The following is a 19,056-nucleotide window of genomic DNA, read 5'->3' on the forward strand; positions in this document are numbered from 1 at the left end:
TTCGAAGCAGGTTTCGCCGCCCGGCACCGATAGACTGGACGTGGGCACGCCCCCCTGGAGGAGGGCGGGGGTGGGGCCCGCTCCGTGAGTTCAGCTCCGCAGCGCGGTGACGTCGAGGGTGAGCGTGAACTCGCGGCCGCCCATGCGTTTGCCGTACGTGAGGCCGAACGCGAAGCGGTCGACCACCGTTGCCGCGCGGGCCGTGAAGCCGTCCGGGGTCAGCGTGACCGCGTCGATCTCGCACTGGACTCGGCCCGCTGTCCCGCGGACCGTCACGATGCCGTCCAGCAGCCAGCGCGTGCCGTCCTGGCGTGGGTGGCCCTCGGTGAACGTGATCCGTGGGTGCTCGTGGCCGTGCAGGAAGCGGCGGGACTGCAGTTCGGTGTCGCGCAGGCGGTCGCCGGTCGTGAGGCCCGTCGCGTCGATCTCCGCCGTCACCAGCGACGCCGTGACCGGGTCGCCGACGAGCACCGTGCCGCCGGCCAGCGGGAACTCGCCGGTCACCGTCGACACGCCGAACAGGTGCGTGCCGGACACGCCGACCCGGCACCGCGCCGGGTCGAGCCGGTACTCGCCGGGTGGCGGGATCTCGATCATCGGCGCGCCCACATCCGGTTCATCGTGCCCTCCCGCGCGAGCAGCACCTGGGTGACCACCTGGAGCACCACGAAACTCGCGATCGACAGCACCGTATCGAGCCCGGGCACGCTGTCCACCGGGAACGTGTACGCCAGCGCCACGCTCAGCCCGCTGTGCACCAGCCCGCCGACGCCCCAGACCACCGTCAGCACGCGCCAGACCCGGCGGAAGGACGGCGTGTCCGCCCACCGCGCCTCCAGCGTGTCGGCGCGGTGCGGCACCAGCGCCAGCACGGCCTGGTACGTCGTCGGGCGGCGGCCCACCCACAGGCTCGCCAGCATCCAGACGCTGAACAGGATGCTGAACCACGCGCTCCGGACCAGCTGCAGCCGCGCGTCGCCGGTCAGCAGCGACGTCACCAGCCCGATCGCGACGACGAACAGCACGAACAAGCCCATGCCGTCGACCCGCCGGTACCGCAGCGCCAGGTACAGCATCCGCAGTGCCGGCGGGAGGCCGCTGAACGCCAGCGCCCAGATCGGCGCGACGTCGAACGCCCGCAGCAGGTAGTACCCGCCGACCGGCGCGGCGATGTCGCAGAACAGCGCGACGAGCGATTTCCCCATGCCCCGAGCCTCGCGGCCGGGCCGGGCCGGAGCCATCGTCGACCTGGCTCCTACGCATCCACCGTCCGGTTGATGCCGGGGATCAACCGCTTCCGGGTGAGCTTCACGCCGAGCAGCAGGCAGCCGACGGTCAGCGCGGTGTCGAGGAACGGCACGACGTCGACCGGCAGCGTGAACGCCATCAGCACGACGGCACAGCCCAGCAGCACGCCGCCCACGCCCCACCCGAGGGTCACCGTGCGCCACTGCTGCCGGACGCCCTCGTCGGCGGCCCAGCCGGCCTCGAGTTCGGCGGCGCGGGCCGGCTGGAGCGTGCAGATCGCCCGGAACAGGAACGGCCGCCGTCCGACGACCAGGCTCCCCAGCATCAGCCCGCCCAGCAGCAGCCCGACCCAGGCGCTGCGGACCAGCAGCAGCCGCGGGTCGCCGGAGATCAGCGCCACCGCGCCGTTGACCACGAGCACGGCCAGCACGAACGCGCCGATCGGGTCCATCCGGCGGTGCCGCGCCAGGACGTAGCCGGAGCGGATCGCCGGCGGCAGCGCGCTGACCAGCAGCGCCCACAGCGCGTCGACGTCGAAGGAGCGCAGGACGTAGAACAGGGCCATCGGGAGCGCGACGTCGCGCAGGAGCATCGTCAGCCGGGCGCGGTCACTCGAGGTGTTCGTCATGACGACAGTCTGTTTCGACCGCCGTCACGACACATCGGCTCACGGGTCGGGCGCGGATGGAAATCCGGCTCCACCCGCGGGTGGAGGCCCCAGTAGAGATCTCAGATGGGGAGCTTGCGGAAGATCGGCCGCGGGACGTGCCGCAGCGCCGACATCACCAGCCGGAACGGCGCCGGCGCCCACACCAGGTCCTTGCCGGCGCGCGCGGCCGACACGGCGATGTCGGCGACCTGCTCGGCGGTCTGCGCCAGCGGGGCGTCCTTCATGCCCTCGGTCATCTTCGTCTTGACGTGCCCGGGGCGGACGACGGTCACCTTCGCGCCGTGCGGCGCGAGGGCCTCGCCGAGGCCCAGGTAGAAGCCGTCGAAACCGGCCTTGGTCGAGCCGTAGACGAAGTTGGACCGCCGGACGCGCTCACCGGCCACCGACGACAGCGCGATCACCGTGCCGTGGCCCTGGACCTTGAGCTTCTCCGACAGCGCGACGCCGACCGACACCGCGGCCGAGTAGTTCACGGTCGCCAGCTCGACGGCCTTCGCGTGGTCCTGCCACAGCTCCTCGGCGTCGCCGAGCAGGCCGAACGCCACGACCGCGACGTCGATGTCGCCGCCTTCGAACGCCTTGTCCAGCACGCCCGGGTGTGACGCCAGGTCCTTCGCGTCGAAGTCGACGGTCGCGACCTCGGCGCCCTTGTCCTTCAGGCGCTGCGCGGCCGCGTCGAGCCGCGGCGAGGGCCGGGCCGCGAGCACGACCCGCAGCGGCTTCTCGGCCAGGTACTTCTCCGCGATCGCCAGTGCGATGTCGGAGGTGCCGCCGAGCAGCAGCAGGGACTGGGGGTTGCCAACGGCGTCGATCACAGTGCGAGCCTCCGGCTCATGTCAGAGGCGAAAACGCCTTCGGGGTCCACGGCGGCGCGAACCTTGCGCCACTCTTCGAGCCGCGGGTACATCTTCGCGAACGTCTCGGGCGAGGTGCGCGAGTCCTTCGCGGTGTACAACCGCCCGCCGAGTTCGAGAACGTCGTCGTCGAGCTCCTGGCAGAACCGGCTGAGCCCGTCCTTGATCGGGAAGTCGACGCAGACCATCCAGCCGGGGTGCGGGAACGACAGCGGCGCCGCGTTGCCCTCACCCATCCGCTTGAACACGTTGAGGAAGGAGACGTGCCCCGACTCGGCGATCTTCTTGACGATCTTCCGCAGTGGCTCGGCCGCGCCCAGCGGCGTCGAGAACTGGTACTGCAGGAAACCCTTGGAGCCGTAGGCCCGGTTCCACTCGCCGAACATGTCCAGCGGGTGGTAGAAGGCGGTCAGGTTCTGGATGACGCCGTGGGCTTCCTTCGGCGTCTTCCGGTAGTACAGCTCGCCGATCGTGCCGAAGGTCAGCTTGTTCGCCAGCCCGTTCGGGAAGACGTCCGGCAGCGTCGCGAGCTGCGGAGCGTCGAACTTCAGCGGGTTCGCGCGCAGCTTCGGCGGCAGTTCGTCGAGCTTGGCGAGCGAGCCGCGGCCGAAGGCGGCGCGGCCCAGCTTCGAACCGGTGGAGATCGTGTCGAACCACGCCGAGGAGTACGTGTACTTGTCGTCGGAGCCGTTGCTGACCAGCTCGAGCGTCTCGTCGAGGTTGTTCGTGCGCTCGTTGTCGGCGAGGAAGTACGCCGTCTCCGTCTTGGTCATCCGGATCTTGGCCCGGACGATGATCCCGGTCAGGCCGATGCCCGCCACGGTCGCCCAGAACAGCTCGGCGTCCGGGCCTTCCGGCGTCAGCGTGCGGACCTTGCCGTCCGCGGTCACCAGGTCCATCGACACGACGTGGTTGCCGAAGCTGCCCGCGCTGTGGTGGTTCTTGCCGTGGATGTCGTTGGCGATCGCGCCGCCGATCGTCACCTGGCGCGTGCCCGGCAGCACCGGGACCCACAGGCCGTACGGCAGCGCCTCGCGCATCAGCTGGTCCAGGCTCACGCCGGCGTCGAGGTCGACGAGCGCGCTGTCCGGGTCGATCGAGTGGATCCGGTTCAGGGCCGTCATGTCGATGACGAGGCCGCCCGCGTTCTGCGCCGGGTCGCCGTAGGAGCGGCCGAGCCCGCGGGCGATGACACCGCGTTCGCCGGCCTGGGTCACGGCCCGCGCGATGACTTCGACGTCTGCGGTGCTCAGCACGTCGGCGGTGGTCGGTGCCGTCCGCGCCCAGCCCGTGAGCGTGCGACGCTGTGTGTCGAGTCCTGGGGTCACCCGACCAGGGTAGCCACGCCGAACGATGCCCGGAACGTGACCCTGAAGTGCTCGCTTCTACACTTTGCGCATCAAGGCACAAGCGCCCGCGCGGGTGACCATGACTCAGGCAACGAGGTAATGCAGTGGTGGCGACCGATCCGCAAGCCGACATCGCAGCTGCGCAGCCGTCCTCCATCGGACTGCTCGGGCAGCTGATCCGCTTCGCCCTGATCGGTGGCTTCTGCGCCCTGATCGACCTGGGTACGTACACGTTGCTGACCCAGGTGGCCGGGATGGCCGCTTCACCGTGGGTCGACATCGCGCGCGCTATCAGTTTCATCGTGGGCACGACCACGGCGTTCTTCCTGAACCGCAAGTTCACCTTCTCCGGCGGGCGGCGTGACGGGAAGACGCAGGTCGGCTCGTTCGTCCTGCTCTACACCGTGACGTTCTTCGTCGCGGTCGGGGTGAACCAGCTGATGCTGCAGGTGCTGCCGGAGTCCGCGTGGCAGCACACCCTGTGCTGGGCCGTGTCGCAGGCCACCGCCACCGTGATCAATTTCGTGATGCTCAAGTGGGTCGTCTTCCGCGAGCCGTCGACTGAGGAGAACTGAGGAACTTCATGCCCGGTAAAACAGCTACCCCGGCGCCGACCACCACTGCCGGCGCGGCCGCCGAGACGCGGTTCACCGAGCACACTCCGCAGGGTCGCCTGACGGCGCAGCGCGGGCTCTACGCCGGCCCGGCGCCGATCGTCAGCAAGGACCTCTACGCCGAGCTCGAGTGGGGCTCGGCCGTGCGGGAGCGTGCGGCGATCAGCCTCGAGCCCGCCTCCAAGGTGTCGGGCAACACGTACTTCGGGCGGTTCCCGGCCTCCTACTGGCAGCGCTGGACGACCGTCACCGAGGTGTCGGTCGAGGCGGTCGTCACCGGCACCGGGCTGCTGTCGATGGGTGCTTCCGACGTCGAAGGTGAGCCGCGGGTCATCGAGGCCGAGCAGGTCACCGACGTCAAGCAGCACAAGGTCGCCCTCACCGGGAAGCTGGACAAGTTCTACGACGGTGGCGCGCTGTGGCTGGACCTGGAAACCGAAGGCGGCCAGACCCTGCGGGTGGAGCAGGTCCGCTGGACCGTCGAAGCCCCCGACACGATCCGCCCGACCGCGGTCACCATCTGCACCATGAACCGCGCGGATGACTGCCTGAAGAACCTGCAGGCCCTCGCCGCCGACGTGTCGTCGCTGGACACCCTCGACGCGATCTACGTCGCCGACCAGGGCACCGACCTGGTCGAATCCCGCGACGGGTTCGACCAGGTCGTGAAGGACCTCGGGGAGAAGCTGCACTACATCAAGCAGCCCAACCTCGGGGGCGCCGGCGGGTTCACCCGCGGGCTCTACGAGGTCGCCGGGCACACCGCCACCGCCCACGCCAACGTCCTGTTCATGGACGACGACGTCCTTTTGGAGCCGGACCTGGTGATCCGGATGACGGCGTTCTCCAACCGCGCCGCCAACCCGATCATCGTCGGCGGGCAGATGCTGAACCTGTTCCACCCCAACCAGCTCCACGTCGGCGCCGAATACGCGAGGTTGAACACCCTCGAACCCGGTCAGCCGGTCGAGCACTCGCTGACCACCGCGGACCTGCTCGGGGTGGACGAGGAGACGTTGAAGCCGAACCGGCAGGAACGCCGTCTCGACGCCGGCTACAACGGCTGGTGGTCCTGCCTGATCCCCTATGAGGTGGTGCAGGCCACCGGGTATCCGATGCCGTTCTTCTTCCAGTGGGACGACGCCGAGTACTCCTACCGGGCCCGGGCGCACGGTTTCCCGACGGTGACGCTGCCGGGTGCGGGGGTGTGGCACGCGGACTTCCACATGAAGGACTGGGACGAGTGGCACCGCTACTTCAACCTGCGCAACTCCATCATCACCGCCGCCCTGCACTCCCCGTTCAACCTGAACCTGCTCTCCCGTGTCCTGCTCGCGCAGCTGGTGCGGTACCTGCTCGGGATGCAGTACGGGCTGTCGGCGACGTTGATCAAGGCGGTGGAGGACTTCCTCGAAGGCCCTGAGGTCCTGCGCGACGGTGGTGTGGAGGCGATGAAGGAGATCCGCCGGATCCGGGACCAGTACCCGGAGACCAAGCGCCACAAGGCCACCGACGTCCCGGGGATCGCGTCGAACGACATCGGCATCATCAACAGCGCGCCGCGGCCCAGCATGCAGCGCCTGGTGCTGATCAAGCGCGTGCTCGACCGGGTGCTCGGCCGTAGCCGCTTCGGGCTCGGCGCGGTGCCGATCGACGAGGCGAACTGGTGGCACATCGCCCTGTTCGACACGGCGGTCGTCACCGACGCGAACCAGGAAGGCGTCCGCGTCCGCTCCTACGACAAGGTCAAGATGTTCGACCTGGCCAAGCGCGGCGCGAAGGTCGTCCAGCGGCTGCGCAAGGAAGGCGCGGGAGTGCAGGAGCAGTACAAGCGCGCCATGCCGGAACTCACCTCGCGTGAGAACTGGAAGCGCCTGTACAAGCTCTGATCCAGGTGTCCCGAAGGCCGTCTCACGATGCGTCGTGAGGCGGCCTTCGTGCGTCAGGTGTGCATGCCGAAGATGGTGGTCTTCCGGTTGAGGTCGTCGATGTAGGCGGCGGCGACGTGGGCGAAGTTGATCGTCACCTCGGCGTCGTCCTTGGTGGTCACCGTGTCCACCGCGGCGGACTTCACCAGCTGGGGGAGCTTGCCCGCCAGCTTCCCGGATTCTTCGGCGGTCAGTGCGAACAGCAGCGGCTCGCCGCCGGTGGCGAGGTGCAGCACGAGTGCGGGTTTCTGGTCAGCCATGCACCCATCGGACCAGCGGCGATCTTCGCGCGGCAAGCGAGTTCGCTGAGGGCGCAGCGGCTTCGGCGTCCGGCTGCGGTCATCGCGTGCGGTGGACTACCGTTTCCCGGAGATCTGAAACCCGCGGGGGAGATGCAAGCGATGCCACACACGTTCTCGCTGTCGCTGGCGGCGGTGGACATCCTGGTCGAACGCCTCGGTCTCGGCCGCGCGCCGACGCCGTTCGAGGTCCCGCACGTCGGCACGACCGTCGAGCAGCGGGGGATGATCCGCGACGCCGTCGTCCGCGACCTCACCGGGCGTGGGCTGTGGCAGCGTGGCCGCCTCGACGCGGACGCCGAACTGGCGCTGGCCACGTTCGTCCGCGGCAGCCTGACCATCAGCGCGGTCGCCGAGCTGGGCGGCAAGCAGCTCTTCGCCCGCGTCGCCTCCGACGGCCAGTTCGCCGTGCTCGCGAAGCAGGACGAGAACCTCATCGTCTTCGAGGAGGTCCGCCCGACGGGCATCGTCCCGGCGATCGTCGACCTGCTGCCGCTGACCCCGGCCGCGCCCGGCCAGTCGGTCACCATCTCCCGCCCGGCCGAGCAGCCCCGCCAGCAGCGTCGCGACGACGCGTACGACCCCTTCGCCGGCGTCAGCGGCCCGCGCTCGCACAGCGGCGCCGGCGGTCCGCAGGTCCGGATGATCGAGCGCGTCTTCCAGGAGCCGAAGAAGCGCATCGGCCAGTTCACCGCCCAGACCCGCGGCGGCACGTTCCCCCCGCTGGCCTGGTTCGACACGGAGCAGGGCCGCTGGCTGATGTCCTCCCGCCGATCCGACGACGGCCAGCGCTGGATCACCTACGCCCCCGCCGACAACGCCCGCCTGGCCCAGCAGCTGTACGCCCAGCTCGAAGGCCAGTTCTGACCCCTGCGGAACCTCCGGCGGCGGCCACGCGTCACAGGTGAAGATCGGTGAACGGCAGTTGCGCAGGGTACCCGGCTAGTAGACTCCCGGGTGCACACGCACGGGCGAAGCGATACGGGGTGGAATAGCGATGTTGATAGCCGACGGCGGCGGAGGCGGCTCGTTCGCGGACATAGTCAACCCGCTCTCCTCGGGCAGCATGAGCGAAGCCGTGAAGAGCGTCACGGCGGAGACCCAGAAGCTGGTCGACGCCGCGAAGAGCGGCGGCTTCAAGATCACCCCCGAAGGCGTCAAGCCGATCCGGGACGCGCTGACCGAGCTGGTCAACGACCTCGACGCGTTGGGCTTCCAGGTCCAAGCCCTCGACCAGGCGCCGCAGCTGGGCAGCCACCCGTACGGCCAGACCATCGCGTCACACGACCAGAAGAGCGCCACTGACGCCGAGGGTTCGGCAAGGGCCGTGCTGGACCAGCTCAAGCAGGTCGCCACGCAGGCCGACGAGGCGCTCGCCCGGGCGGCTGGCCTGTACAAGGAAACGGAGAACCAAGCCTTCTCCTCACTCCGGACCGGTCAGGCCTGAGGTAATGACAAAACTGTTCGTTCGTGTTGTTCTTCCGCTCGCGGTCGGCGGGGCATTGCTGGCCGGGTGCACCAGCACCCAGGGCGGGACCGCGTCGCCCGCCCAGACACCTTCGGCCACCGATTCCGGAGCACCGGAGACCTCTTCGTCCTCTTCCGGCGGCGGAACCGAGTCGATCACCGACCCTTGCTCGCTCCTCGAGGTGGGCGATCTGGGCAGCTACGGCGAGTTCAACGCTCCGGTGAACAAGACGCTCGGCAGCGCCAGATCGTGCAGCTACCAGAAGAAGATCGCGTCGGCGAGTGACAAGGGCATGGTGATCGGCACGAACGTCCGCGATGACGCGTCGGTCGACCAGGTGCGGGACACCGGCCGCGGGGTGACCGACAAGGACGTCAACGGCCGTCGTGCGAAGGAAGCGCCTGATGGAGCCGCTCCGGGGTGCACGCTCGGACTGGCCGTCGGCGATTCGTCGCGAGTGGACGTGGCGGTCACAGCGGTCGACTCGTCGGACGAGGCTTGCCAGATCGCCGAGGCGGTGGCCAAGGCCGCTGTCGAACCGCGGTTGCCGAAGGGATAGGGGACCCAGATGAGCACGCGACAGCAGCCTCCGGCGCCGAAGACGCCGGACAAGACGCCGCAGCAGGTCCAGGACATGGCGCCCGCCGAGCGGGACGCCTACCTGCAGCAGAAGGCCGACGAGGGTGTAGACCCCGGCAACTGGCTCTTCGGGCCTCTTCAGCAGTGGATCGCGCAGGAGAAGGCCAAGAACCAGTCCCAGGAACTCGGGGACAAGAACGTCGCGGAGGCCACCAAAGGCCGTGACGTCGACTACGTCGCCGGCCTGAACGCCCCGAACGCGGACTACAAGGGCAGCGACCACGCGCAGCTCCAGGCGTACCTGCAGAGCAACTTGAACGTCGATCAGGTTTCCGACGTCTCGACCGCGTACCACGAGGTCGGCAAGGTCTTCGACAAGTTCTCCACGTCGATGAACACCGCGGTGAACGCGTCCAAGGGCACGTGGGAAGGCGGCGCGGCCGAGAACGCGCAGTCCTACTTCACCAGCCTCGGCAAGTGGTCCGACGCCAACTCGCAGAACGCGAAGCTGGCCTCGGAGACCATCTACGACCAGGGCCAAGCCGCTTCCACGGCCAAGAACTCGATGCCCGCCCCCATCCCGTTCAGCTGGACCGACGAGATGAAGAACTGGGCGACGTCCAACCCGTTCAGCCTGCCGGACAACGTCGACAAGTCGTTGCAGAAGCAGAAGGACAGCCAGGCGGCGCACGACCAGGCCGCCAGCGTGATGTCGACCTACGACAAGAACCTCTACGAGGCCGCGTCGAAGCAGCCCGCCTTCGCGCCGCCGCCCAGCTTCAGCACCGGGGGTGGCAGCGGTGACCCCAACGGGGGCGATGACAAGGGCGGGATCAACAACCCGTCGAGTGTCAACGTGCCCGGCTCCAGCTCCGTGAACACGCCGGGCGGCAGCAGCAACTTCACCAGTGGCAACGTCCCGGGCGGCAACACCCCCGGCGCCAACGTCACGCCGCACTTCTCCGGGCCCGGCTCGACCACCGGTGCCGGGATCCTGCCCGCCGGCACGACCACGCCGTCCGGGTTCCAGCCCGGCGGGGTGCCCACCGGGTCGGCCGGCAACCCGAACACGTCCATGGGTGGCATGCCGATGAGCCCGATGCCGATGGGCGGCGGTGGTATGGGCGGCTTCGGCGGAGACGAGGCCTACAACTCCAAGCTCGGTGGCGGCGCGGGCGGCAGTGGCGGTGGCCGCGGCGGTTCCGGTTTCGGTCCCGGCGGCGCCGGCGCCGGCAGCTCGACCGGCGCGGGCGCCGCCTCGGGTGCGGCCCGGCCGGGTGGCATCGGCGCGGCCGAAGCGGCCGCGGGGCGCGGCATGGGTGGCCTCGGCTCGGGCAGCGGCGCGGCGGGCCGCGGCGGGATGGGCGCGGGCGGCATGGGCCGCGGCCAGAAGGGCGAGGGCGACGAGGACACGGAGCACTCGCGCCCGACGTACCTGGTCGAGGGTGACCCCGACGAGGTCTTCGGCACCGACATGCGCACGGCTCCGCCGGTCATCGGCGAATAACAGCGACACGAAACGCCCCGCACCTGGTGCGGGGCGTTTTCGCGTCCACGCTGGTCACGGAACCAGTAACCTTCCCCGCGCGTCGGACTGCGGGGAGGCCGGGATGACACCTGAGGAATGGCTGGCGAACTTCGAGACGAAGATCGCCGACGTCCGCGAGAAGGCCGAAGAGTTCCGCGTCGGGCTCGAAGCCGCCGGCACGACCGTCACTTCGCCCGACGGGACGATCCACGTCGGGGTCGCGCCCAACGGTTCGCTGACCGACCTGCGGCTCACCGACTCCGCGATCGCGGGCAAGTCCGGGGCCAAGCTCGCCGAGGAGATCCTCAAGCTCGCCCGCAAGGCGCAGCGCGACGCCGCGGTCAACGTCGCGGCCGCGTTCGCGCCGCTGGGCGGGGACTCCGAGGCCATGCACATGGTCACCGGCTACGTCCCGCCGGCGGAACCCGAGGAGCCACCGGCGCCCGAGCCGATCCGCGAACGACGGCTCTGGCAGCACGAAGAGCCGGAAACGCCACCGCCACCGCCACGCCGTCCGACGCGCCCGCCGCGCGACGACGATGACGACTTCGGCGGCTCCGCGATCATGCGCCGCGACTGAGGGGACTTCGGACATGACCACCGCCACTTCCGGGGCCGGTGTCTTCGACACCTACGCCGGGCTCGTCGACTCCGTCACCGCCGACTCGGAGTCCGAGGGCCAACGCGTCCTCGACGTCTCCATCAGCGCGGCCGGCGCGGTCGTCGACACCGTCGGCGCCGCCATCGACCCGCTCGGCGCCGTCCTCAACGCCGGCGTCGGCTGGCTGCTGGAGCACATCAGCTTCCTGCGCGAGCCGCTGGACGCCCTGCTCGGCAACCCCGACGAGATCAACGCGAACGTCGACCAGCTCAAGTCCGCCGCGGCCGAGATGCACACGCTCGCCCAGGAACACCGGGACGACCTGCGCAGCGTCGCCGAATGGACCGGCCAGGCCGCCGACGCCTACCGCGACAGCCTCACGAAGATGGCCGAGGAGCTGGAGTCGCTCGGCAAGACGCTCGACGGGACCGCCGCGGTGGCCGGCATCTCCGGCATGCTCGTCACGACGTTGCGCGGCATCGTCTTCGGGCTGATCTCGTCGGTGATCGCCGAGCTGATCCGGGACGCGCTGATCGCGGCCGCCTCGGCGGTGTGCACCTTCGGCGGCTCGATCGCCGCGTTCTGCGGGGTCGCGTCGGCCCGCGCCGCGGCGACGGCGTCGAAGATCGCCGGCAAGATCAGCAAGCTCCTCGAAGGCTTCGGGCGCCAGGGCGGCCGGCTGGCCAAGCTCCTCGAAGCCATGGAGAAGCTCACCACGGGCCTCGACCGGTTCTCCACGGTCGGCGGGCTCGCGATGGGCGCGTACCAGGCCGCCAAGCCGTACGACACCCAGCAGCCGGCGGAGGCGTGATGGCGACCCACCACACCAGCACTCCGCACCACACGAGCACGCCGCACCACACCCCGGACGTCTCGCCGGCGCACCACGAGACGTCGAGCCCGCACCCGGCCGAGCCACGTCCGGCGGCGGGTGGCGGCCACGGCGGCGGGTACGCCCTGCACACGGAGTCCCTGGGCACCATGGAGGGCCACCTCGGCCGGACGAAGGACAAGGTGCACGCGGTCGGCCGGACCGTCTCCGGCGCGAACTTCGGCGCCCAGTCGATGGGCCTGGTCGGGTCCACGATGACCGGCACGCTCAACACCACCGTCTCGGCGGCCAAGGAGCACGTCACCCGCGCGGGCAAGGCGGTCGAGGACGCCGGCACCCGCACCAAGGCGGTCCGCGAGCACTACCAGACCACCGAGGCGAACGCGGCGGACACGATGACCGCGGCCGGCAAGCGCGTCGACGCGCCCACGGAGAAGACCGCGGCGGCCGGTTCGGGCGGCGGCGGAACCCCGCCGCCCGGCGCGAACCCGCCCCACCCGCCGGACGACCCCGGCGGCATGCACAACAACCAGGGCCACCACGCCACCGACGACGAGCTGCGCGGCCAGTACACCCGCGACTCGATGCAGACGCGCCCGACGTCCACGGACGACCAGATCCGCGGCGCGGCAAGCAGGTTGGGCTACGACCCGGACCGCCACCTGGCGATGACCCTGCAACCGGTCACGGACCTCACCCATGCCCAACGCGCCGAAATCGTGGCGGTGCGCAACGAACTGAAGGCCAACCCGGGCGAGCTCATGACGAAGGTCGTGAAGCCGGAGATCGGCGAGGCCACGCTCGCCAACCAGACCACATACGTCGATCGCCACTCCGGGGCGACTGAGACCAATTACCCCACCTCAGTGGCCGGGTCGATCGCCCGCGGCAGCGACAGTGCGCAGTACGGGACTCCTCAGGAATTCCGGGACAGGCTCGCACTCGACGACGAAGGGGCCGGGTGGACCCCGATCAAGGCGGGCGCCGGTGAGGCTTACCAGCTGCGCTTCCCCGCGTTGGACGAAAGCAAGGCCATGGAGATCAGCTACGGCGGCACGGATCCGGTGACGGCCCACGAGATGCAATCGCTGTCCGGACAGCAGGGACCCCGTGAGCTGAAGCCGCCGTTCCTCGGAACCGGCTACACCGGCGGCGGTGTGCCGGAGTGGATGCACGCCCCACGCGGCTACGCGGGGCGTGGTGAGATGTGGCTGGTGCACGCGGACGGGACGGAATCCCTGGCCGGTGTCTACCTGGAGAAGCGCGGTTGGTTCGACGTTCGCGGTCGAGGAGGATCCGGTGCCTGACAGTTATGCCGTGCACCAGGGCAGGACGTACGAGGCCTCCGGTCGGCCGCCCGGCCGGCTGGCGCTCTACGAAGGTGATGCCCAGGTGGCCGAGGTGCCGATCGCGGACCTCGACGAGTGGTACTCGGTCCGCACCCGGGGCACCTTCCTCGAGCACGAGTTCGAGGTGGTGGACGAGCGCGACGGCTGCTACTCGCTGTTCTACATGGCCGGCGACGGTCAGTGGGCGGCACGAGTCTGGGCCGAGCCGGAAGCTCACCCGGACGTGCAGTTCCAACGGCAGGACATGTACACGTTCATCGCGGTCACGCCGAAAGACAAGGTAGCCGACATCCACGAGGTCCGTACGGACCTCCTCGGACCGTGGCGGAAAGAGCAGGAAGAGCGTGAATCCCGTGAGTCCTGACGCTCCCGCCGGTCTCGCGGGCGGCACCGTCGTCCAGCTGCCGGTCAAGCCCGGGCTCGTCGGGCTCTACCTGGGGAACGTTATCGTCCCCGGGCGCTTCGAGCCGCACCGGATCCAGGGGTTCGCCGGACGCGCGGAGGACGTCGCCGAGCTCGACGCGGCCACCGCTCTCCGGAACTACGGGCTGGCCAAGATCCCCGGCTGGGGCTCGCTCGACGCCCTCTACCTGCTCAAGTTCGCGGCCGGCCACACCTTTCCGTTCCGCACCTCCTACGGCTCGTCGGACCGGGAGATCGCGGCCGAGCTGGGGGTGGCGCGGGTGTACCCGCCGCCGTTCCTCGGGACCGGGTACTTCCCCGGGGTCGACCACCCGCTGCCCGAGTACGTCCTGCGGCTCGTCGAGATCCCGGCCGGCGCGGAACTGGTCGTCCGCCGCGACGAAGGCGACGTGCGGCTGGCGCAGTACCACAGCCGGAAGGTCGGCTGGATCCCCGACCAGAAGGACGGTTTCGGCGAAGCCGCGTTCTTCCCACCGCCCGTACCGCTACCGCCGCTGGTGCGCCGCGGCTACACCGCCCGGTACCGCGGGGGCGACTTCGACGCCGAGTTCGCCGGTGCGGGCCGGGTCGTGCTGCACCCGTTGCCGGGTGCGGCCGCGCCGGCCGACTTCACCGAGACCTACGGCTTCCGGATGAAGGTCGTCGAGCAGGTCGAACTGGACGACCTGACGTTCGTGCGGACGCTGTGCCGGTGGCGCGGCGGCACCTTCGAGGTCCTCGGCCGCGGGCGGGACAATGCCGACCTGCACCTGGTCGACGAGGACTTCCTGCTCGCCCGCGATCTCGGGCTCGTCGAGGTGGACTACCGCGTCTGGCGGCAGACCGTGCCGGCCGCCGAGCTCACCGACGTCCGGACCGAAGCCGAGCCGGTGCCGATCGAAGGCGCGTACCGCGGCTGAAAAGCTAGTAGCGGTAGAACTTCTCCGCCCGGCCCTGGCGGACCAGCTTCAGCCACGCCAGGAACGCCTTCGGGTCGCGCTTCACGCCCACGAAGTACAGGCCGAAGCGGAGCACCTCCAGCGCGCCGATCTTGCGCATTCCCGGCTGGGACAGCAGGTAGCCGCGGTTGCGGTACGTGTAGTACCGCTTGACCTCGTTCTCCGGGTCCTGGGCGTGGAACTTGCCGCCCAGCATCGGCTTGAACTCGTCGGAGCCGTCCGGGTGCAGGTACTTCGTCTTGAGCGACGTGCCGAACGGCAGGCCCGAGCGGGCGAGCCGCCGGTGCAGCTCGACCTCGTCGCCGCGGAAGAACAGGCGCAGGTCCGGCACGCCGACGACGTCCAAAGTGGACGCCCGGAACAGGGCGCCGTTCATCAGGGACGCGATGCCCGGTAGGAAGTCGACGCCCAGCTCGGACTGCGACCGCTTCCACGTCAGGCCGCGGCGCAGCGGGAACGCGAGCTTGTCCGGCGCGTCGATGTTCGACACCACCGGGGAAATCTCGGCCAGGCCCCGCTTTTCCGCTTCCTCCAGCAGGATCGCCAGCACGTTCTCGTCGGCCGGACGGCCGTCGTCGTCGGCCAGCCAGACCCACTCCGCGCCCAGCGAGAGCGCGTGCAGCATGCCCAGCGCGAACCCGCCGGCGCCGCCGAGGTTCCGGTGCGACGGCAGGTACGTGCAGGGCAGCGGGTAGTTCTCGACGACCTCGCGGGCCGAGTTGTCCGGCCCGTTGTCGACGACGACCAGGTGGTCGACCGGACGGGTCTGGGCCGCGATGACCTTCAGCGAGTCCGCGAGCAGCTCGCGCCGGTGCCGCGTGACGACCACGCCGACGACCGCGCCGTCGGGCAGCTGCTGGGTCTCGCTGGCCATCATTCCCCGCCGTTCGTCGTCGCCACCGGCTCGATGCCCAGGCGCTGCAGCGTTTCCTGGCTCATGTCCATGAACGGGTCGCGGCCCTTGTACCCGGTGAGGACGTCCCGCAGCGACCCCTGCTGCTTGAGGTGCCCCTCGTCCATCCAGAGGGCCGAGTCGCACAGCTCGAACAGGAACTCGTCCGAGTGGCTGGCGAACACCAGGATGCCCGAGCGCTTCACCAGGTCCTTGAGGCGGTCGCGCGCCTTGTTGAGGAAAGCCGCGTCGACCGCGCCGATGCCCTCGTCGAGGATCAGGATCTCGGGGTCGATCGAGGTGACGACGCCGAGCGCCAGCCGCACGCGCATGCCCGTGGAGTACGTCCGCAGCGGCATCTGCAGGTAGTCGCCGAGTTCGGTGAACTCGGCGATGTCGTCGACCCGCTTCTCCATCTCCTTGGCCGTCATCCCGAGGAAGAGGCCGCGGATGATGATGTTCTCTTCGCCGGAGATCTCCGGGTCCATGCCGATGCCGAGGTCGAAGACCGGCGCGATCTTGCCGGTGATCCGCGACGAGCCGCGGGTGGGCTCGTAGATCCCGGCGAGCAGCCGCAGCAGCGTGGACTTGCCCGCGCCGTTGTGGCCGACCAGGCCGACCCGGTCGCCCTCGCGGAGGTTGAGGGTCACGTCGTGGAGGGCCTCGATGATCGGCACCTTGGTGTCGGTGCCGATCTTGCCGCCGACCTTGCCGAGGACGCGTTTCTTCATCGACCGGGTCTTCGCGTCGAAGATCGGGAAGTCGACGAAGGCGTTCTGTACGTCAATGGAGACCATGTGTCACACCCAGTAGGAGACGCGGGCACGGTAATTGCGCATCGCGACGAGCGCGAGCGCCCAGCCGACGATGGTGATGGAGCCGACCACGATCCAGTTGCCCGCCGTGAACGACTGGCCGAGCAGCGGGGCGCGGACCACCTGCATGAAGTGGTACAGCGGGTTCAGCTGGATGATCGGCAGCACCCACGAGATGCTCGCGCGAGCCCCGCCGCCGAGCAGCTGGTCGACCGGCCACACGATCGGCGTGCCGTAGAACAGCAGCTGGATCAGCGAGTTGATGACCTGCGGGATGTCGCGGAAGCGGGTCGAGATGATGCCCAGCAGCAGCGTCACCCAGCCCGCGTTCAGCGCCAGCAGGACGAAACCGGGGATCGCGAGCAGGATGTTCCAGCTCAGGCCCGGGTGGCAGTACAGGTCCGCGTGGCAGAGGCCGTCCGCCGAACCGAGCGAGTACCGGTTGTCCAGCGCGCCGAAGAAGATCACGAGGATGACGACGTAGACGATCATGTTGTGCGCGAGCAGCAGCGTCTGGCGCCACACGGTGCGCAGCATGTAGACGCTCAGCGGCGCCGGGAGCTGCTTGATCATCCCCTCGTTGGCGATGAACGTCTCCATGCCCTCGGCCAGGCACCCGCTGATGAAGCCCCAGAGGATGAAGCCGGTGCTCAGGTAGGGCAGGAACACCTCGATGGGCGAGTGGAACAGCTGCGAGTACAGCAGCCCGAGCCCGAGCGCGATGACCGCCTGGCTGATCGTGATCCAGAAGGGCCCGATCACCGACCGGCGGTAGCGCTGCTTGATGTCCTGCCAGCCGAGGTGACCCCACAGCTCGCGGGCGGAGAAACCGGCCTTGATGTCGGCTATGGCGCGCGAGAACGTCTTGCTGTCCGACCTCGGCGGTGCCGACGTCGCTACGGGTGAGTCCGCGGCCTGAACCGTGCTGGTGGCATGCACGTGGACGAGGGTACCGATGGGATGAGCGGCGTCCTGGCCACCCCGTCGCTGTGGTAGACGTTCTGGCCGCTATGCGCCTGCCCGGGTGCTGCGTGCTGGTACTTTCTCGGCTTATGACTGCTGCTCTCGACGCGGCGAGCTTGATGGTCAACCTGCTCGCGGCGTACGCCGACCGGCCCGACCCGCGTTCGGTCGCCGTCGTCGGCAACCAGCCGCTCCCGCCCGACCCCCAGCGGGCCAAGGCGATCGACGCCTGCGACCTGGTCATCCGGGTCAACGGCTTCGTCGTCGACAAGCCCGGCGAGGAGGTCGTGGGCTCCCGGACGCACGTGGTGGTGTTCAACCGCGCGATCCGCGCGACGCCGTACGTCTTCCAGGACTACCGCAAGCGGCTCTACCTGCTGGTCGAGCCCGGCCGGCTGCACTGGGAGCCGGAGGACCTGCCGGGCTGGTGGCCCGAGGACCTGGGCGCGGTCCAGGTGCCGAACCGCGAGGTCGTGCTGCCCCTCTCGGACGCGCTGGGGCTGCCCACGCGCGACGAGCCGACGTGGTCGACCACCGGCACCCTGGCCGCCTGGATCGCGCGGACGTCGTTCCCGGGCGCGCAGCTCGTGCTCACCGGGTTCTCGTTCATCGACAACCCGGAGCAGACGTCGTGGGAGCACGCCGCGGGCGACTCCTGCATCGTGGGCCCGGAGCACCAGATCGCCGCCGAAGGGCGGCTGCTGGACTCCTGGACCAAGACCGGTGACACCACTCTCCTGCGCTGAACCGCGCGTCCCCACCCCACGCAAAGGAACACCCATGGCAGTGCAGAAACTCGGCAGAGGCCTGATCGACCGGATCGTCCGCGTCGTCGACTTCCGCGTGGACGAGCGCACCCGCGGGCTCGCCGACCGGGTCAACAACCTCGAGCACGCGACCGCCGACCACCGGCGCCGGCTCGACAACGCCGAGCACAACCTCGACCAGGCCCGCGGCGATCTGGGCTGGGCCCGCGCCGAGCTGGACCGGCTGATCCCGCACGTCGCCGCCCAGGAAGGCCGGCTGGAGACGCTGCGCGAGTCGATCTCCCTGGTCCCGAACACCGACACCCCGCAGCTCGCCGAGGCCCGCACGCTGATCGAGGAGATCCAGCGCCAGCACGCGCAGATCCGCGCCCGGCTGGCCGGCATCTCCCGCTACGAAGACCGGCTGCGCCGTCTCGAGGACCGCGTCGAGGACCAGGTCGAGCAGCAGCAGCCGGTCGCGCAGTAGCTTGCGCGCCCGGGAGGCCACCGAAGCCGACGCCGAGCTGCTGCTGAGCTGGCGCAACGACCCGCGCACGCGGCAGTCGTCCCGGTCGACGGCGGTGGTCTCCCTGGCCGAGCACACCGGCTGGCTGCGCGGGGTGCTCACGGACGACGAGCGGCTGCTGCTCGTCGTCGAGCACGAAGGCGCCCCGGTCGGCACCGTCCGGTTCGACCGGCGTGCCGGCGGCTGGGAGGTCAGCATCACGCTCGCCCCGGCGAGCCGGGGCCGCGGGCTGTCCGGGGCGGTGCTCGCCGAGGGGGAGCGGGCGCTGCGCGAGCGGCTCGACGTCCGGGTCGTGCTGGCCGCCGTCCACCAGGACAACGCCGCTTCGGCGAAGCTCTTCGAGCACGCCGGGTACGCCGAAGCCGCGCCTGCCGTCAACGGCTTCCGGCAGCTGCGCAAGACTCTGAGGTGACCTGACCCGTTCCACTGGGAGG

General features: G+C 69.9%; 23 protein-coding genes. 14 read left to right on the forward strand and 9 right to left on the reverse strand.

What is annotated here, in order from left to right; all coding sequences use genetic code 11:
* Window positions 1-90 precede the first annotated feature (90 nt).
* The 5 genes from MUY22_RS13470 to MUY22_RS13490 all read right to left on the reverse strand — a co-directional run bounded on the left by MUY22_RS13470 (window position 91) and on the right by MUY22_RS13490 (window position 4,100).
* Entirely contained in the window at window positions 91-597 is a 507-nt protein-coding gene (locus MUY22_RS13470) for a YceI family protein (protein WP_247059934.1), read from the reverse strand.
* Window positions 594-1,205 (reverse strand): VC0807 family protein, encoded by a 612-nt coding sequence (locus MUY22_RS13475; protein WP_247059935.1) that lies wholly within the window; start codon window positions 1,203-1,205, stop codon window positions 594-596. The genes MUY22_RS13470 and MUY22_RS13475 overlap by 4 nt, the downstream gene beginning before the upstream one ends.
* Before the next feature lie 50 nt (window positions 1,206-1,255).
* Complete coding sequence (locus tag MUY22_RS13480) at window positions 1,256-1,876, reverse strand: VC0807 family protein (protein ID WP_247059936.1); 621 nt, start codon at window positions 1,874-1,876, stop codon at window positions 1,256-1,258.
* A 101-nt stretch (window positions 1,877-1,977) separates the two neighbouring features.
* Window positions 1,978-2,733 (reverse strand): decaprenylphospho-beta-D-erythro-pentofuranosid-2-ulose 2-reductase, encoded by a 756-nt coding sequence (locus MUY22_RS13485; protein WP_247059937.1) that lies wholly within the window; start codon window positions 2,731-2,733, stop codon window positions 1,978-1,980.
* Window positions 2,730-4,100, reverse strand: a complete 1,371-nt coding sequence (locus MUY22_RS13490) for an FAD-binding oxidoreductase (protein ID WP_247059938.1) — start codon at window positions 4,098-4,100, stop codon at window positions 2,730-2,732. The genes MUY22_RS13485 and MUY22_RS13490 overlap by 4 nt, the downstream gene beginning before the upstream one ends.
* A gap of 125 nt (window positions 4,101-4,225) precedes the next feature.
* Between MUY22_RS13490 and MUY22_RS13495 the strand changes: the two genes are divergently transcribed.
* The gene (locus tag MUY22_RS13495) at window positions 4,226-4,696 is read left to right on the forward strand and encodes a GtrA family protein (RefSeq protein ID WP_247059940.1); all 471 of its coding nucleotides are present in this window, start codon (window positions 4,226-4,228) and stop codon (window positions 4,694-4,696) included.
* Window positions 4,697-4,704: 8 nt separating this feature from the next.
* Entirely contained in the window at window positions 4,705-6,624 is a 1,920-nt protein-coding gene (locus MUY22_RS13500; protein ID WP_247059941.1) for a glycosyltransferase, read from the forward strand.
* Window positions 6,625-6,677: 53 nt separating this feature from the next.
* Here the strand turns inward: MUY22_RS13500 and MUY22_RS13505 are convergent, their stop codons facing one another.
* Entirely contained in the window at window positions 6,678-6,923 is a 246-nt protein-coding gene (locus MUY22_RS13505; RefSeq protein ID WP_247059942.1) for a hypothetical protein, read from the reverse strand.
* Between the two features lie 141 nt (window positions 6,924-7,064).
* Between MUY22_RS13505 and MUY22_RS13510 the strand changes: the two genes are divergently transcribed.
* From MUY22_RS13510 to MUY22_RS13550, 9 genes are all read left to right on the forward strand, one after another.
* A complete protein-coding gene (locus MUY22_RS13510) occupies window positions 7,065-7,829 on the forward strand; it encodes an ESX secretion-associated protein EspG (RefSeq protein WP_247059943.1) in 765 nt (254 codons plus the stop codon).
* Window positions 7,830-7,959: 130 nt separating this feature from the next.
* The gene (locus MUY22_RS13515) at window positions 7,960-8,409 is read left to right on the forward strand and encodes a hypothetical protein (RefSeq protein ID WP_247059944.1); all 450 of its coding nucleotides are present in this window, start codon (window positions 7,960-7,962) and stop codon (window positions 8,407-8,409) included.
* A 4-nt stretch (window positions 8,410-8,413) separates the two neighbouring features.
* On the forward strand, window positions 8,414-8,989 hold the full coding sequence (locus MUY22_RS13520) for a DUF3558 family protein (RefSeq protein WP_247059946.1): 576 nt from the start codon (window positions 8,414-8,416) through the stop codon (window positions 8,987-8,989).
* Window positions 8,990-8,998: 9 nt separating this feature from the next.
* Entirely contained in the window at window positions 8,999-10,516 is a 1,518-nt protein-coding gene (locus tag MUY22_RS13525; protein ID WP_247059948.1) for a hypothetical protein, read from the forward strand.
* Between the two features lie 103 nt (window positions 10,517-10,619).
* Window positions 10,620-11,117: a YbaB/EbfC family nucleoid-associated protein gene (locus MUY22_RS13530; protein ID WP_247059950.1), complete on the forward strand. Its 498-nt coding sequence runs from the start codon at window positions 10,620-10,622 to the stop codon at window positions 11,115-11,117.
* Window positions 11,118-11,130: 13 nt separating this feature from the next.
* Window positions 11,131-11,949, forward strand: a complete 819-nt coding sequence (locus MUY22_RS13535; RefSeq protein ID WP_247059952.1) for a WXG100 family type VII secretion target — start codon at window positions 11,131-11,133, stop codon at window positions 11,947-11,949.
* Window positions 11,949-13,277 (forward strand): hypothetical protein, encoded by a 1,329-nt coding sequence (locus tag MUY22_RS13540; protein WP_247059955.1) that lies wholly within the window; start codon window positions 11,949-11,951, stop codon window positions 13,275-13,277. Before MUY22_RS13535 ends, MUY22_RS13540 begins: the two co-directional genes overlap by 1 nt.
* Window positions 13,270-13,683, forward strand: coding sequence for a hypothetical protein (locus tag MUY22_RS13545; protein WP_247059957.1), 414 nt, complete (start codon window positions 13,270-13,272; stop codon window positions 13,681-13,683). The genes MUY22_RS13540 and MUY22_RS13545 overlap by 8 nt, the downstream gene beginning before the upstream one ends.
* Window positions 13,673-14,641, forward strand: a complete 969-nt coding sequence (locus tag MUY22_RS13550) for a hypothetical protein (RefSeq protein ID WP_247059959.1) — start codon at window positions 13,673-13,675, stop codon at window positions 14,639-14,641. Before MUY22_RS13545 ends, MUY22_RS13550 begins: the two co-directional genes overlap by 11 nt.
* Window positions 14,642-14,645: 4 nt before the next feature.
* Here MUY22_RS13550 and MUY22_RS13555 read toward each other — a convergent pair whose 3' ends face one another.
* From MUY22_RS13555 to MUY22_RS13565, 3 genes are read right to left on the reverse strand one after another with little or no spacing between them, the layout of a single operon-like run.
* Window positions 14,646-15,554 carry a glycosyltransferase gene (locus MUY22_RS13555; protein ID WP_247059961.1) on the reverse strand — a complete coding sequence of 303 codons (909 nt, stop codon included), beginning with the start codon at window positions 15,552-15,554 and terminating at the stop codon, window positions 14,646-14,648.
* Window positions 15,554-16,369 carry an ABC transporter ATP-binding protein gene (locus MUY22_RS13560; RefSeq protein ID WP_247059962.1) on the reverse strand — a complete coding sequence of 272 codons (816 nt, stop codon included), beginning with the start codon at window positions 16,367-16,369 and terminating at the stop codon, window positions 15,554-15,556. Before MUY22_RS13560 ends, MUY22_RS13555 begins: the two co-directional genes overlap by 1 nt.
* Before the next feature lie 3 nt (window positions 16,370-16,372).
* On the reverse strand, window positions 16,373-17,326 hold the full coding sequence (locus tag MUY22_RS13565) for an ABC transporter permease (protein ID WP_247059964.1): 954 nt from the start codon (window positions 17,324-17,326) through the stop codon (window positions 16,373-16,375).
* 143 nt (window positions 17,327-17,469) lie between these two features.
* Between MUY22_RS13565 and MUY22_RS13570 the strand changes: the two genes are divergently transcribed.
* The 3 genes from MUY22_RS13570 to MUY22_RS13580 are packed head-to-tail and all read left to right on the forward strand — an operon-like array spanning window position 17,470 to window position 19,034.
* Entirely contained in the window at window positions 17,470-18,096 is a 627-nt protein-coding gene (locus tag MUY22_RS13570; RefSeq protein WP_247063861.1) for a glycosyltransferase family 29 protein, read from the forward strand.
* Window positions 18,097-18,130: 34 nt separating this feature from the next.
* A complete protein-coding gene (locus MUY22_RS13575; RefSeq protein WP_247059966.1) occupies window positions 18,131-18,583 on the forward strand; it encodes a hypothetical protein in 453 nt (150 codons plus the stop codon).
* 1 nt (window position 18,584) lies between these two features.
* Window positions 18,585-19,034, forward strand: coding sequence for a GNAT family N-acetyltransferase (locus MUY22_RS13580; protein WP_247059968.1), 450 nt, complete (start codon window positions 18,585-18,587; stop codon window positions 19,032-19,034).
* Window positions 19,035-19,056: the final 22 nt, after the last annotated feature.

The organism is Amycolatopsis sp. WQ 127309, assembly GCF_023023025.1.
In the GTDB taxonomy this organism is placed as follows: domain Bacteria; phylum Actinomycetota; class Actinomycetes; order Mycobacteriales; family Pseudonocardiaceae; genus Amycolatopsis.

Bases quoted from the DNA above. Each gene is read 5' to 3' on its own strand.
- MUY22_RS13470 (WP_247059934.1), bottom strand. From the start codon at position 597: ATGATCGAGATCCCGCCACCCGGCGAGTACCGGCTCGACCCGGCGCGG.
- MUY22_RS13475 (WP_247059935.1), bottom strand. From the start codon at position 1,205: ATGGGGAAATCGCTCGTCGCGCTGTTCTGCGACATCGCCGCGCCGGTC.
- MUY22_RS13480 (WP_247059936.1), bottom strand. From the start codon at position 1,876: ATGACGAACACCTCGAGTGACCGCGCCCGGCTGACGATGCTCCTGCGC.
- MUY22_RS13500 (WP_247059941.1), top strand. From the start codon at position 4,705: ATGCCCGGTAAAACAGCTACCCCGGCGCCGACCACCACTGCCGGCGCG.
- MUY22_RS13505 (WP_247059942.1), bottom strand. From the start codon at position 6,923: ATGGCTGACCAGAAACCCGCACTCGTGCTGCACCTCGCCACCGGCGGC.
- MUY22_RS13510 (WP_247059943.1), top strand. From the start codon at position 7,065: ATGCCACACACGTTCTCGCTGTCGCTGGCGGCGGTGGACATCCTGGTC.
- MUY22_RS13515 (WP_247059944.1), top strand. From the start codon at position 7,960: ATGTTGATAGCCGACGGCGGCGGAGGCGGCTCGTTCGCGGACATAGTC.
- MUY22_RS13520 (WP_247059946.1), top strand. From the start codon at position 8,414: ATGACAAAACTGTTCGTTCGTGTTGTTCTTCCGCTCGCGGTCGGCGGG.
- MUY22_RS13525 (WP_247059948.1), top strand. From the start codon at position 8,999: ATGAGCACGCGACAGCAGCCTCCGGCGCCGAAGACGCCGGACAAGACG.
- MUY22_RS13530 (WP_247059950.1), top strand. From the start codon at position 10,620: ATGACACCTGAGGAATGGCTGGCGAACTTCGAGACGAAGATCGCCGAC.
- MUY22_RS13535 (WP_247059952.1), top strand. From the start codon at position 11,131: ATGACCACCGCCACTTCCGGGGCCGGTGTCTTCGACACCTACGCCGGG.
- MUY22_RS13540 (WP_247059955.1), top strand. From the start codon at position 11,949: ATGGCGACCCACCACACCAGCACTCCGCACCACACGAGCACGCCGCAC.
- MUY22_RS13555 (WP_247059961.1), bottom strand. From the start codon at position 15,554: ATGGCCAGCGAGACCCAGCAGCTGCCCGACGGCGCGGTCGTCGGCGTG.
- MUY22_RS13560 (WP_247059962.1), bottom strand. From the start codon at position 16,369: ATGGTCTCCATTGACGTACAGAACGCCTTCGTCGACTTCCCGATCTTC.
- MUY22_RS13570 (WP_247063861.1), top strand. From the start codon at position 17,470: ATGGTCAACCTGCTCGCGGCGTACGCCGACCGGCCCGACCCGCGTTCG.
- MUY22_RS13575 (WP_247059966.1), top strand. From the start codon at position 18,131: ATGGCAGTGCAGAAACTCGGCAGAGGCCTGATCGACCGGATCGTCCGC.